Here is a 13187-nt window from a genome sequence, read left to right on the forward strand (position 1 = left end):
CCGAACTTCATCGAGAAGTCCGGTTCTTTTACTCGCCCTATTACTAACGGGATAACACAGCTCGACTAACCTTGAAAAGCTGCTGATACAATCCGGGCCAGACTTGAAAGAGGCCGTACTGCATGCGCCGTTTTAGCGGTGCTTTGGCTAACCAAGAGGTCAAATAAGGTGCTACTTGCTGCCAATTTTCTTTACTAGCACCTACATCATACTGGCACAAGGCCAAATTAAAGCTGAAGACTTTTTCTTGCAAAAGCTCATGATAGGCATAGCCGCTTTCCTCGTCAAATACTCGATAGCCTTGGATGAGTTTCGTGATTTTCTGGACTTGTTCTGCTTTGGTGAGTTGTTGCTGCCGTGTACTCCAGCTCCCTTCAGAAAATTGGCGATACACAGACATAGCCTCATGAAGATAGTACAGCTCTCCTTGGATTAAAGACAGTCGCAGGAGCACTTCATCCCCATTAAAGTAGTGGACTAGTGCAGTGTTCCCTGTCATCAGCGGTTCCAGAGCAGTTTTGCGGATAAAGAAACTCGTAGTATGAAAAGGATAATCCAAAGGTATCAAGGCGGAAGTACTTGCCTTACCCGTTTGTGCAAGCTGTTCTTTTGTAGGATAGGTGCGAGGCAAAGTCATCCCCTCTTCCGAAATGGCGACCACCTGGTGGACACAAATCGCCAAGTCAGGATCTTTTTCCATCACTTGAAATTGTTTTTGCAAGTTCTTAGGATCCGTCCAGTAATCATCCCCTTCACAAAAAGCCAAGTACTTCCCACGACACCGGGGATAAATCTGCTGGCAATCAAAATTGATATCCTGAGAATACTGATTCTCCTTTTGCAAAATCGCCACAAAACGATCGGGATACCGCGCCACAAATTCTTGAATAATTTCTTGAGAGCGATCCTGAGAAGCATCGTCATGAATAATGATTTCGTAGGAAAAGGTGGTCTCTTGGGCCACTACACTAGCCAAAGCTTCGGCTAAATACTTTTCGTGATTGTAAGACAACATCACCACGGAGACGACTGGTTCCTGATTTTCCATTTTGCTCCCCCTTTTTACTAAACCTGTTCCAACACCCGACTGGCTACGGCATCCCACGCATACTCCGCCACATATTGTTCTTTGCGACTAGCCACGTGGGCAAAAATAGCTTCATTTTCTAGCAAAGTTTGCATCCGCTCTGCTAAATCCCCCACACTCTCCTGTTCCGTCAGTAAGTACCCCGTAACCCCTTCTTCAATAAAATAAGGCATCTCAAATTTATTTAGTCCGATACAAGGCAGGCCGCGGGATAAAGCCTCGATAAAGACCAGTCCATAGGCTTCAAATCGCGAAGGCATACAGAAAATGTCACACAATGCAAAGTAGTCCTCGATTTTTTCCCGGGGAACATCCCCCAAAAAGAAGATGTTCTTTCCTTGATATTGTTTCGGTAACTTCGTAGGACCGAGGATGTACAGCTCACTATCCGGCAGCTTTTGTTGCAACAAGCGAAAGGCTGCCACCACATGATCGCCACCTTTTCGATAGAAGTCCCGACCGATAAAAAGAACCCGCCGACGATTTTTCTCCCTGACTCTGTGACTGAGAGAAAAATTCGTACCTCCGCCTACATGAACGACTTTCTCTTTGGAAAAGCCTAGGTCTTCTTGTAAATGACGAGCCAAAGTCTTGGACATGGTCAAGATTTTCTTGGCCCGGTGATAGCGTTCCAGTTGTAGTTCATTACGCTTGTACAAGAGAGCTGCTGGAATTTTTTGAAAGCCACTAGCGGCAAAGGCTGTTGGATCTTCTTTGCGACAAGCCAGCAGATAACTAATAGACAAGTCTTGGTAAATCAAGGAATCCGCAATTTCTGCCAAGTCCCCGACTTGCAAAACCGGCTCATCCTTTGTGACGGAATGCTGCCTTAATGCTCCCAGGACTTGTCTTTCCGTTGCCTGTAAATAAGCCGTATTAAAATTAGGACTGGGTTCAAGGCTCTTCCTTGTAAGCAGAGCCTTAGCAGCGTAGCGAGCCTTTTGGACTTTTCCCGGATTTTGCAACGCTAGATCATGCACTTGCGTTTGTTTGGCCAAGGCATTTCTTAAATTCCAAGTCGTCCCCGACCAAGTGCGCGCCTCTTGCTTGGCCCATTGTGCAACCAGATACATCTGTCCCCCTCCTTTTTTCACCAGGTCGTCGTAGCCGTGTAATAAGGAAAGATTTCCTGATCTTCCAAATGGCGATTCACAAAGGATTTTTTAAAGAGAAACAGGGAATCTTGTTCATCCGTGTGAAAGCCTCCACCGATTAATGCATAGGGAATCTGCTGTGCGTAGGCTTTCTCCAACAGAGAATAATACAACAACTGAGAAACCCCTAGACTTTGATATACTGGATTCGTCGCCGTTAAAAAACCATAGACACACGTTTGTGAGGAAAGATTGACGCTCCCGCCGATAACTTGTCCATCTAAATAAGCTAGCTCCAGCCAAAAGCGTTCGCCAAATTCCGCCGCCAATGTTTCGAAAAAAGACCGCTCAAAGTAATACAGCTCATTGGCTTGTTTTCGACGCATGGTCGCATTGTAAATCGTCAAAAAATCATCAATCGCCTCAATGGAACAACTTTCAACGGTGATACCACTAATCTGGGCCTTGCGGATAAAGCGGCGTACTCCAGAAGTCCCCAGTTTTGCCAAGGTTGCTTGCTCCGCAGTTTTCAAAGCAACAACCTTGCGCTTTTCTTCCAGCTGGGTTTGTCCAAAAAGTGGCTTCTCATTGTGGAGCAAGGGATGGAACCGTTCCTCTACCTTCTGGATTCCTTCTTCCTGACAAAAGCCTGCCAATTCATCAGCAAAATTCTGCCAAGCAGCTTCTTCCTTGATCGCCAGTAATGGTCCGGTGTAGCCATACACGGAGGACAGGGTTTTGGCTTCTTGATTGAAAAAGAACGGATAGGCAATCTTGCCATGAGGACTTTCTTGGTAAAACAAGACTTGTTCTAAAGCAGGCTCCCGCTGATGATAGGCCTCAAAATAGCCCCACTCATGGGCCGCATCCCGCTTTGGAAAAGCCTCCACTACACTAGTCCAAGCTGCTTTATCTGTAATCAATCGCATAATTCACCGCTCCTTTTCTCATTAGACTTTTTGTCGCTTCAAACCTTGGACCCAAAAGAAAATCTTTTTGATCTCTGTGACGCCGAAAAAGTACGTACAACTTAAGTAAACTCCAGCGCCGACCAACACTTTACTCAATAACATGACAATCGCCGGCCACTGGACAGGTAAGAAATTCAAACTAAAAATGGCCACTAGCATGATTCCTCCTGCCAAAGCACTTTTGGCAATTTGTCGGAATTGACTTTTCAAAGAATAATCCAAAATCCCCTTGGTATAAACGCCATTGATAAAGATCATCAGAAAATCCACTCCACTAGTGACACAGATCAAAATAAACACATTTTTAAAGAGCAATAAAGCACTGACCAACGTAGCAAAGCCGAGGATTTTTTTGACGATTTCTAAAAGCAAGAAGGAATCCGTCCGCCCGACAATTTGTAGCAGCACCAGATTCAGCATGTGCAAAGGATAGGTCACCCCGGATAAGCACATGATTTGAAAATACGGCACCGCCGGCAACCACTTTGGACCAAACAGAACTTCGAATACTTCGTAGGCACAGCCTGCCAGCCCCAGCATCAAGGGAATCGTCAAAAACATGGATAAGCTCAAAATCTCTTTGAAGCCTTTTCGCAGTTTTTCTTGATCTTCTTTTACGCGACTGAGGCTGGGAAAGCTGACCTTGTTCACCGCATTGGTAACCGACATCGCAGCCACATCCCGCATTTTTTGGGCATTGGTGTAATAGCCTAAGGTGGTGCCTAAAAAGAATTTCCCCACCAATACAGAAATCCCGTTTTGATATACCGTGTCTAACAGGGAAGAAACCAACAACTTCCAGCTATACGAAAACATTTTTTTGAAAGCCGGGATATCGAAAACTAATCGGGGAAACCAGCGATTCGTCGCCGTCAAAAGTATCGTTTGCAACAGCTGATTTAGCACTTGTTGCAAGACCAAACTCCAAACGCCTAGTCCCGCAAGTGCTCCAGCAATGGCGAAAGCCCCTGACAGTGCCATGGCCACCGTGCTAATAATCGCTTGGGAGCGAAAATCAAACTTAATGGTCAACTGGGCTCGTTGCACAATGGAAAAAGCTGCAAAGACAATCAGTAAACCTAAGAGCCGTAGCATTTTAGTTAAAATCGGTTCTTGGTAAAAGTCGGCCACAAAGGGTGCGATGAAAAACAAAATTCCGTACAGCACCAATGCGATGGAGAAATTAAAGAAGAACACCGTGGAAAAATCCGTCTCACTGGGGGCTTTCTCATGGAGCAACCAAGTTTGAAAGCCACTTTCGATTAAGACATTGGCCAAGGCGATAAAGATGGTCAACATGCCCACTAAGCCAAAATCATCCGGCACCAATAATCGCGCCAATAAAATCTGAATCACAAAGGTAACCCCTTGGCGGCCAATAAATTCCAACCCTGTCCAGAAAAATCCTCGGGCCATTTTCCCAGTGGCTTCTGGGGGCTTTGCTACTGGCTGTCGCTTCATCTTCATCCCTCCTTCACTCTCTTTTTCCAATCAGCTTTAGCCCACTGCCCACTGATATTGCGGTGGCCCTCCTTGTACCGCATGAATCAGAGTAGTGACGATTTTTTCCACCTGTTCTTGGGTTAAGGACGGGTACAAAGGCAGCGTCAGCACTCTTTGGGAAATCTCATAAGCCACCGGCGTCGCTTTTTTGGCATCGTAATCTTTTTGGTAGCAAGCGAATTCACTAGTCAAAGGATAAAAGTACTTCCGGGGATAGATGTTTTCTGCTTGTAAAGCGGCAATCACTTGATCCCGATTGCTGCCACAGATTTTTTCATCAATCAGGATTGGATAATAAGAGTAGTTCCGTTTTACCCCTGCTTGAGTTTGGTTCACACGAATTCCTGGAATGTCGGCCAAGTAAGCATCGTACAATTCACTCAAAGCTTTTCGCTTACGAATATCCGCGCCGACTTTACGCAAATTACATAACCCCATGGCCGCTTGAAATTCATTCATTTTGCCATTGGCCCCGACTAGTTCAACGATGTCTTCCCCGTAAATCCCGAAATTCGTCAAACCATAAAATTTCTTTTCCAGTGAGGCATCTTGAAAAGAAAGCCCGCCGCCTTCAATGGTGTTGAAGACCTTGGTGGCGTGGAAGCTAAACATGCTAATGTCGCCAAAATTCCCCACTGGTTGACCTTGATAGGCTTCCCCAAAAGCATGAGCCGCGTCGTAGATAACTTTTAGGTGGTATTTTTTAGCCAAGGCGGCAATCGCTTCTACTTGGCACAAATTCCCGTACACATGCACCGGCAAAATGGCACAGGTCTTCTCGGTGATCAAAGCTTCGATTTTGTCCACATCCAAAGTGAAATCCTCTTGGCGGATATCACAAAAGACTGGTGTCAAGCCATTGCGAACGATGGCGTGGGTAGTGCTAGCAAAGGTGAAAGGCGTGGTGATGACCTCCCCTTCTAGCTCCAGTGCTTGTAAAGCCAGTTCCAAAGCGGTGTGACCATTCACGAAGAGAAAGAAGTTTTCCACTCCTAAATAGGCGGTTAGTTTTTTCTGTAAGTGTTGAGCCTTTGAGCCATAGTTGGTGATCCAGTGACTATCAAACAAATCCCCAACTTCCGCCATGTATTCCTCTAAAGTTGGTAATGAGGCTTGCGTTACATTGATTCTCTCCATATTCAGTCACCTCTCTAGTTTATTTTGGGGAAGATCTCGGTGTTGCCACTCACTTCTTTAGCGATTCCAGCGAAGTTTTTCCCGTCCACTGCGGCCCACTAAGCCGATACTGGCAATTATGCGAAAGAGCATCGCTTTTCCTTTGCCGACTTTCAGCGTGTTCGTGACGTAATAAAGCAAGCTTTGATGGTAAATGCGAAACATCTCACGCCGTTTCAATTGGTTTGCAATCGTAGTGGAATGCTGATGGAGATACTGAATATCCGGCAGTAAATAATTGGTGTAGCCCCGCTGTAGCAGTTTATGGGCCAAGATATTTTCTTCACCGTACAAAAAAGTTCCTTCATCCAAGTAGTCCACTTCTTTTAATGCCTTGGCTGAAATAGCGAAAAAACTACCGAGTAAAACCTCTACCGGAATCGGTTTTTCAGACAATTGATGCTTGCTGTACCTTTGCCGGAAACTAGCAATCTTATCCAAGCCCACCTGAGTTGCCAGTAAACAATCGGCAAAAGTCGGCAATTTCCATGCGCTGTTTTCCTGTTTGCGATTGGGTACAAGCATCACTGGGGCCATGGTTCCAAGGGTTTCATTCTGCTGACTTTGATAAAACTCCCTAAGCCTTGTGACCACATCTTCTGAAAAAGACACATCGGGATTCGCCAAAAAGAGTAGCTCAGCATGAACTTGTTCCACCCCGTAGCGCAGGCCTAGGTTATTGCCACTGGCATAGCCCAGATTTTTTTCTGCCTGCAACAGGATGATTTTTTCTTCCTGGGAAAAAGCTGCCCGCAAGATTTGATAAGAGTCATCCGTGGAATGATTGTCCACTAAAAGAATCTGCTGAAAAGCAGCATACTCCTTGATTGCTTTAACAAAGGCCAAGCTTTCTTGCGCGTTGTTGTAATTTAAAACCACGATGCATGTCTTCATGACCGCCGCCTCCTTCTTGCTTCTTGGTACAAGGCTGCGATTGCTTTTGCATGAGTCTGGCTGTCTACAAGCTTTGTCACGGGTACTTGACTCACCTGTTCCACGCGCCGGATGTCTAAGTCTTGTAACTTTTCAAAGACATACTCCTCAGGCAATAAGTCCTTTGCCCCAACGTTGTGACTAGTAAACACCGGAGTCCCTGAAGCCAGGGCTTCAATAACATGAAAGCCAAACGTTTCCTGCCAAAGACTAGGAATAATCAGGACATCCGTCTTTTCATATAGCTCTGTTGCAGTGCGAAAGCGGCCGTGATTGGTGATGTACGCCGGCGTCTGAACTACTTTAGAGTCCCCCCACAGATGAAAACTAATCCCTGGTACGTCGCGATTTTCCGCCACCCACTGCAGAAATGCTCCGTAACCTTTATAGGCTTCATAAGGTCCCGCATAAGCCACTCGTTTCGTTGAGGCAGGGGATTTGTTCACGGGCTTTTGCCCACTAGCCCGTTGATTGGTAATCGGAATACGCCAGCCATAAATTGACCCTTGGATATTTTTCCGATAAACCCTTTCCGCTACGGAACTATTAAAATGAAAGGCATCCATTTTTTGAAACATCGCTTGGTAATAGTCCATTAACTGCTGCAATTGCGTTAGTTGCGTGGCCTCCGGTGGTTGCCCCGTGGCTTTTTGTTGCGCTACTTGTTTGTATGCCCCTGTTCGAGAGATGCGCCCTGTTCGAGAGATGCGCAACTTCTTACTGAGTAAGCGCACCGCCGGATAGATTGGCGATTGGAGTAAGCGCAACTGCCACGGAGCCATCCCCTCAGCAGAAATCGCATACCACAAGTCCACCGAATTTTTCTGGGAATAATCTTCATTTTGATAAAAAAAAGTCGGATTGGCACAAAGGCCGTAGTAGTCATGGGTCGTATAAACTAGCGGGATGCCTTGCCTGTGGGCTGCCACTAAAAATTCCTGGTGCAATCCATACAAAGTATGCAAATGGATCACACTGGGCTTGACTTCGGCTAAAAAATCCCCATAGACTCCTGGGTCGGCCACAGGTTTCATAAAGCTTGCCGGATTACGAAAGCCCCCCATAATACTCAAAGGCAAGGGATTGATGATCTCATAGGGTGCCACACCTGCTGAGGTTTGGCGCGTTTTGGCTTTAGCTTTAATCCGGGGTTCTTTCGACCACAGACTCGCCTTCCCTGGATAAAGCAGGGCTACTTGATTGCCCCCACGTACTTGCTCACGCGCCAAATCCAAGCAATAGTTGACTAAGCCTCCACGTCTTTGAGGAGGAAAGCCTAAACTGTAATGCAAAATCCGCATCCATCACACGCCCTTTCCCAATCAAACTGAGTTTCACTGACCGCTTTGCTGAAGTCTGTGTGTCAGAGCAGGCGCTCCTACCACTTGTTCTTTTTTTGTTGCAATTCCATAGGCAAACAACAAGACCAGCCAAGGATCTCCGCCTCTAGCGAAGAAGCCGGTAATGACAAAGGTTGCCAGTAAGTAAGCACAACTTACATACAGTACCAACGGCCGTGCCAATTGCTGTTTTAAGCCTTTACGCCAAGCGGTGATTAGTGTTCCCATAAAGAACAGCACATACAGTCCCACGCCTACCGTGCCAACTTTAATTAACATACTGTAATAGCCATTGTGTAAAATCGTGATGCCACCTTCTTCAAGAGAAACCCCGACTAACTCTCCGTGACTCACCGGAATCAATTGACCAAAACCAAAGCCCAAGCTCTGTTGCAAAGCATACCCACTCTCAAAGAGTTTTTGGGCTACACTCGTTTCGTAGCCCCGCCAGTTTTGAATGATATTGGTTTCGATGTTCCAGTTGGTATCTGCTGAAACTTCTTGAAAAGTCTGGGTTAATTTATGCAAGAAGTTCTCCTTGATGCCCCCTGGAGCCCACCAAATTAGTGCACCCACGAGCAAGACACCCAGAAAAGCATATAAAAGGCTGCTGACTTTCAGGCTTTTCCGCCGTGGTTTACAGAGCCAAAAAATCACTAGGGATAGCCCCAACATCAAATACATCGTCCGGGAAAAAGAAAAGGTCATGCGTAAGAGTAAAATAATCTGAACCACAAATTGCCCTTTTCCGGATAAGAGGGGCTCTTGACCGAAGTCTTTCGCAAAACTTACGAGCATAAATACCAGTGGAACCTGCATTTCCATCCCCACAAGCACACTGCGCAAATCTTCAAAAGACACCGGCTGAGAATTAGCAAACAAAAGCAATGTTTCCCCTAGAGTCAGAATCGTGGCAAACAAAACGTAAAATAAAAAGCTCCGAAGAAGGACTATTCCTTCCAGACTTTGACGCAACTGAAAGCCAATGGCAAAAAAGAGCAAGGGACTTACATAGTAACTGGCATCACGAAACAGATACGGCCAAGGAGCACCGTAAAAGACTCCTCCGAGAATTCCCAATAAAAGAATCCCCACTAGAAAACCAGAATACCCTTCCAAGCTGAGCCGACCGTGATTCCACCACAGAATGACCAAAAGTAACCCGACTGCCCCCAGTAACAAAAGCACATTAGGCGGTGCAAAGCGTGTGAGCAAAAACCAAGCAAAGCCCATCACCAATGGCGCTTGCTTTTTTAATAAAGCCTGCATTTTGCCACCTCCCTTGGGTTTCTAACACCTTTCAGCGTGTTTGTGGCTCACTCCGTCAAAAGGGTTTCGTACTGATTCACGATTTTGGGCCAAGTGTATTGTTCCTGAATGCGCAAAGCAGAAGCCGCATGCAACTGGCCAATCGTCGCTTGGTCCAGCCCTTCCGCCACAGCAATCTGTGCGGCTAAGTTATCCTTTTCCCAATAGAGCGCGCCATTTTCCGCTACCTCCCGATTAAACGGCACTCCTAATAATAAATTGAGCTTCGTCATGGCCAAGGCTTCCAGTAATGAAGGGTTAGTCCCCCCTACTTCATGACCGTGAATGTAGGCAAAGGCATTCTCCCGGATGTACTTCAATAGCTCCTGATCGTACACCGTCCCTACAAACCGAATGCGACTATCCAGATGAAATTGCGTCTCTGCTTTCAATTCTTTGAAAAACGCATTTTCTGCCACATTGGTTACTAGCATCAGCTTCTTCTTGGTGGTCGACTTCATAAAGGCTTGGATGATGGCCCGGTAGTTGTTTTCCGGAACAAAGCGCCCCACCACTAAGTAGTAGTCATTTTCACTGATCTTTTGCTTTTGAAACCACTCGTTAACCTGCGCATCTGTATAGGAAAGTGTAGACGTGGCAGTCTCGGTGCCATAGGCGATGTACTCGGTTTTTGGGTGGTAGCGGGCATATCTTTCTTTAATGTAGCTCTCGATATTTTTACTATCACAAATAATCAAATCCCCATGTTTAATCATCAAGCGTTCGGAAAGCTTCCAATAGCGCTTCACAGGATAGGACCATTTCGCCCGCAACCATTCATGACCGTCTGGATTGATATAGAGTTTGCCCCCAAGTTTTTCGATTTTACGCTTGAAAAAGCCAATAAAAGGGCCAATCCGACACGTTAGCACGTAGAAAATCGGGTGCTCATCGTGATGTTCTTCGGCCAAACGAATGCCGTAAGCCAAAGCTTTAAGATCATAATAGACAGCCTTAGCCGGACCGATGCTAGGCACGGCAATATTGATACAAGTCGCCTGATTGTGGGAGAAATATTCCCCTGGGATATGCGCCTTTTGAGAATTTTCATAGAGGCAAAACACGTTGTAATGAATCTCTTGACTTGCTTGATACTGGGTTAGTTTTTCCACAAAGGTTTCAAAGCCCCCATAATTGGCGGGAATTCCCTTTGAGCCGATGATATAGACTTGTCTTTTCACGAGGGCACCTCCTTAATAGGAACCACTAGGGACAATCATGGCCTTCACCGTTCTCGCCATGAGTTTAAAATCGTAAAAGATACTCCGTTGATGGATATATGCCAAATCCAAGGCCACCATTTCCTTGAAACTCACTTTGTTGCGCCCACTGACTTGCCACAAACCGGAGCAACCAGGTTTCACCAAGAGTCGCTGCTTATCGTATGGCGTATATTCCAGGACTTCTCGTGGCAAAGGCGGCCGTGGCCCAATCAGGCTCATCTCCCCTTTCAGCACATTGACTAGCTGGGGCAATTCATCCAGACTCGTCTTGCGAATAAATCTGCCAAAGTGTGTTACCCGAGGGTCTTCTTGAATTTTGAACATGGCTCCTTCGATTTCATTTTTATCCAAAATAGCGGCTAACTGACTTTCCGCATCTTGGCACATGGAACGAAATTTATACATGGTAAATGGAACTTCATTTTTCCCAATCCGCTCTTGGCGAAAGATGACCCCACAGCTAGGGTCTTCCAACTTAATCCGCAAAGCGACAAACAACAAAATGGGGGACAAAAGCAACAGGCCGACTGTTGCGCAAACAATGTCGATGATCCGTTTCAATACCTCGTACCTTTTTTTCTTTAACAAATGTTCCGATCGGATCCACAGCAGCTCACTGGAAAAGATGATTTCTCTTTTTGTCACCATCTAAAGTCCCTCCTTTAGTGACTTTCTTACCTTCCCCTGCCCTACTAGCCGATTGCCTCGACAAACCGATTGACAAAAACGTAAGCGAATTCACAAAATGAGTTACCTTAAACTACTGCCAAGAAACCTACTTCTTAGATCAAAACCGATATTCCCTTCTTAAAACTTTATTTGTCAGCTCCGTTGTAAACAAAGCCGAGAATCCGTCCATGAGCTTGCAACAGCTGATGATAAGCCTGACGCAAACCTTCTTTTTTCGTCGTGTTCTCTTTGACCACGATTAATGTGCCATCCGTTTTCGCAGCCAAAAACTGAGCTTCTGTTCCCTTATTTAAGGCCGGACTGTCAAATAAAATCACATCGAAGTCGTCCTTTACATCCTCCATAAACAAGGCAAGGCTCTTCATGCTCAATAGTTGTGCTGGATTAGGTGACTTGACACCACTGGGTAGCAAAAATAAATTGGCCACACTGGTGGGACAGATGATTTCCTGTAGATTGGTCACTTGCCCATTTAGCAAGTTGCCCCAGCCCACCTGATTTTTCAGAGCAAAAAGGTGATGGAGAAAAGGATGGCGCAAATTGCCGTCCACGAGTAAGACTCGCTGACCGCTTTGGGCAAAAAGAATGCCTAGATTAGCGGTAATTGTGGACTTGCCTTCCCCTTCACTAGCAGAAGTAATGGCCAGCGTTTTCAGGTTCGTTTCCAACATGGCAAAGCGTAAATTGGTGCTAAGTTCTTGATAGCCCTCCACTGTTCCTGAAGTAGGCTCCATTTCCGTAATCAAGGTTGGGATGGTCATAGTTTGTGTTTTCATGGTTATTTCGCCCCCCGGATGATTTTTTTGCCATAGTCTTTTTCCGATTGTCCCCGGTCTTTCACTGAAGAGCTTCGGGTTTCAACCGCCATCGTTTTTTTCACCACTGACGACTGGCTCTTAGTTAAGGGAATTCTCCCAAGCAAGGGTACTTCGTAATTGTCGGTTAAGTAGGCCTGATTTTTTATCCGTGGGCCGAGAATCTCCAAGGAAAAAATCGTAATCATGCCGATTACAAGGCCAAGAATGCCACCGATTAAAATCATTTTTTGGGGAACTGGAAAAACTGGAACTGGATTCGCTGTTGCATAAGAGGCGATGGAAACTCGATCTAAGTTCAGAATCTTCTTGATATTCTTTTTAAAAATTTCCACGGTAGTATTTGCTAAGAGAGCTGCTTTTTCTGGTTGATCACTGGTAGCAACGATGGAAAACATCTGCGAATTCTGGCTTTGTTGGACTTCAATCGCTTCTCGGACCTCGCTTTTACTTACAGTCAAAGACTCCTCGTCCTCTAAATAGCGACTGACTTCCCCCATAACCAAATCCCCAGTGACCATATCCTTATAGGTATTGATCAACTGCAAGTTCGTATCGATATCATTGACACTCATGGTTTCAGAAGCAGCCAAGGTCACGATTAGCTGCGCTTGGGCGGAATATTGAGCAGTAAGTACAAAATACGTGATGCCCCCTGCCACTAGCCCCCCGATGACGCCACTTACTAACAGTAGCCACAGACGCTTCTTTACTACTTGGAACAGTCTTCTTACACTAATCGTTTCACTCATCCGACTTCCCACCTTTTTTTTGATCATCCTGGCCTTGCAAAACTAACGTTATATATTCCGCTTTCAAAGAAGTTCAACATAATAGTAAAATAAGTTTCGCTCGTTTTATTTTAATTATAAATTAATCATATGCTTTTTCTAAAAAAGTAAAACTCCCTGTTCTATAAAAAATTTTTTCTCAGATATTCCAAAAAGTTTTGCACTTTTCAAAAACCCTGTTCTAATCAATATCCGACGATAGAAAACAATCGTTCTTAACATTTCCTTAATAATCGTTATTTAATATTTTTTTGAT

The 13187-nt window shown here is 45.4% G+C and carries 12 protein-coding genes; all 12 read right to left on the bottom strand.

Annotation, left to right across the window (positions count from 1 at the left end):
- Window positions 1-43 precede the first annotated feature (43 nt).
- The 12 genes from I579_RS01765 to I579_RS01820 all read right to left on the bottom strand — a co-directional run bounded on the left by I579_RS01765 (window position 44) and on the right by I579_RS01820 (window position 12892).
- Complete coding sequence (locus I579_RS01765; protein ID WP_010752913.1) at window positions 44-1048, bottom strand: glycosyltransferase family 2 protein; 1005 nt, start codon at window positions 1046-1048, stop codon at window positions 44-46.
- A 17-nt stretch (window positions 1049-1065) separates the two neighbouring features.
- The gene (locus tag I579_RS01770; protein ID WP_010752912.1) at window positions 1066-2160 is read right to left on the bottom strand and encodes a glycosyltransferase family 4 protein; all 1095 of its coding nucleotides are present in this window, start codon (window positions 2158-2160) and stop codon (window positions 1066-1068) included.
- Between the two features lie 17 nt (window positions 2161-2177).
- Complete coding sequence (locus I579_RS01775) at window positions 2178-3110, bottom strand: GNAT family N-acetyltransferase (RefSeq protein ID WP_010752911.1); 933 nt, start codon at window positions 3108-3110, stop codon at window positions 2178-2180.
- Window positions 3111-3131: 21 nt separating this feature from the next.
- Window positions 3132-4613 carry a lipopolysaccharide biosynthesis protein gene (locus I579_RS01780; protein WP_010752910.1) on the bottom strand — a complete coding sequence of 494 codons (1482 nt, stop codon included), beginning with the start codon at window positions 4611-4613 and terminating at the stop codon, window positions 3132-3134.
- 36 nt (window positions 4614-4649) lie between these two features.
- A complete protein-coding gene (locus I579_RS01785) occupies window positions 4650-5792 on the bottom strand; it encodes a DegT/DnrJ/EryC1/StrS family aminotransferase (RefSeq protein ID WP_010752909.1) in 1143 nt (380 codons plus the stop codon).
- 57 nt (window positions 5793-5849) lie between these two features.
- Window positions 5850-6725, bottom strand: a complete 876-nt coding sequence (locus tag I579_RS01790; RefSeq protein WP_010752908.1) for a glycosyltransferase family 2 protein — start codon at window positions 6723-6725, stop codon at window positions 5850-5852.
- Window positions 6722-8065 carry a glycosyltransferase gene (locus I579_RS01795; RefSeq protein ID WP_010752907.1) on the bottom strand — a complete coding sequence of 448 codons (1344 nt, stop codon included), beginning with the start codon at window positions 8063-8065 and terminating at the stop codon, window positions 6722-6724. The genes I579_RS01790 and I579_RS01795 overlap by 4 nt, the downstream gene beginning before the upstream one ends.
- A 33-nt stretch (window positions 8066-8098) precedes the next feature.
- Window positions 8099-9373 (bottom strand): O-antigen ligase family protein, encoded by a 1275-nt coding sequence (locus tag I579_RS01800; protein WP_010752906.1) that lies wholly within the window; start codon window positions 9371-9373, stop codon window positions 8099-8101.
- Between the two features lie 47 nt (window positions 9374-9420).
- Window positions 9421-10593 (bottom strand): beta 1-4 rhamnosyltransferase Cps2T, encoded by a 1173-nt coding sequence (gene cps2T / locus I579_RS01805; RefSeq protein WP_010752905.1) that lies wholly within the window; start codon window positions 10591-10593, stop codon window positions 9421-9423.
- Window positions 10594-10605: 12 nt separating this feature from the next.
- Window positions 10606-11283: a sugar transferase gene (locus I579_RS01810; protein WP_010752904.1), complete on the bottom strand. Its 678-nt coding sequence runs from the start codon at window positions 11281-11283 to the stop codon at window positions 10606-10608.
- 167 nt (window positions 11284-11450) lie between these two features.
- On the bottom strand, window positions 11451-12101 hold the full coding sequence (locus I579_RS01815; protein ID WP_010752903.1) for a CpsD/CapB family tyrosine-protein kinase: 651 nt from the start codon (window positions 12099-12101) through the stop codon (window positions 11451-11453).
- A gap of 2 nt (window positions 12102-12103) precedes the next feature.
- The gene (locus tag I579_RS01820; protein WP_010752902.1) at window positions 12104-12892 is read right to left on the bottom strand and encodes a YveK family protein; all 789 of its coding nucleotides are present in this window, start codon (window positions 12890-12892) and stop codon (window positions 12104-12106) included.
- Window positions 12893-13187 lie beyond the last annotated feature (295 nt).

It is taken from the genome of Enterococcus asini ATCC 700915, from assembly GCF_000407365.1.
Taxonomy (GTDB): domain Bacteria; phylum Bacillota; class Bacilli; order Lactobacillales; family Enterococcaceae; genus Enterococcus_C; species Enterococcus_C asini.

What these genes read in the sequence shown, in the direction of transcription:
- I579_RS01800 (WP_010752906.1), bottom strand. Translation starts at nt 9,373, where the DNA reads ATGCAGGCTTTATTAAAAAAGCAAGCGCCATTGGTGATGGGCTTTGCT.
- I579_RS01820 (WP_010752902.1), bottom strand. Translation starts at nt 12,892, where the DNA reads ATGAGTGAAACGATTAGTGTAAGAAGACTGTTCCAAGTAGTAAAGAAG.
- I579_RS01785 (WP_010752909.1), bottom strand. Translation starts at nt 5,792, where the DNA reads ATGGAGAGAATCAATGTAACGCAAGCCTCATTACCAACTTTAGAGGAA.
- I579_RS01795 (WP_010752907.1), bottom strand. Translation starts at nt 8,065, where the DNA reads ATGCGGATTTTGCATTACAGTTTAGGCTTTCCTCCTCAAAGACGTGGA.
- I579_RS01770 (WP_010752912.1), bottom strand. Translation starts at nt 2,160, where the DNA reads ATGTATCTGGTTGCACAATGGGCCAAGCAAGAGGCGCGCACTTGGTCG.
- I579_RS01780 (WP_010752910.1), bottom strand. Translation starts at nt 4,613, where the DNA reads ATGAAGCGACAGCCAGTAGCAAAGCCCCCAGAAGCCACTGGGAAAATG.
- I579_RS01765 (WP_010752913.1), bottom strand. Translation starts at nt 1,048, where the DNA reads ATGGAAAATCAGGAACCAGTCGTCTCCGTGGTGATGTTGTCTTACAAT.
- I579_RS01775 (WP_010752911.1), bottom strand. Translation starts at nt 3,110, where the DNA reads ATGCGATTGATTACAGATAAAGCAGCTTGGACTAGTGTAGTGGAGGCT.
- I579_RS01815 (WP_010752903.1), bottom strand. Translation starts at nt 12,101, where the DNA reads ATGAAAACACAAACTATGACCATCCCAACCTTGATTACGGAAATGGAG.
- I579_RS01810 (WP_010752904.1), bottom strand. Translation starts at nt 11,283, where the DNA reads ATGGTGACAAAAAGAGAAATCATCTTTTCCAGTGAGCTGCTGTGGATC.
- I579_RS01790 (WP_010752908.1), bottom strand. Translation starts at nt 6,725, where the DNA reads ATGAAGACATGCATCGTGGTTTTAAATTACAACAACGCGCAAGAAAGC.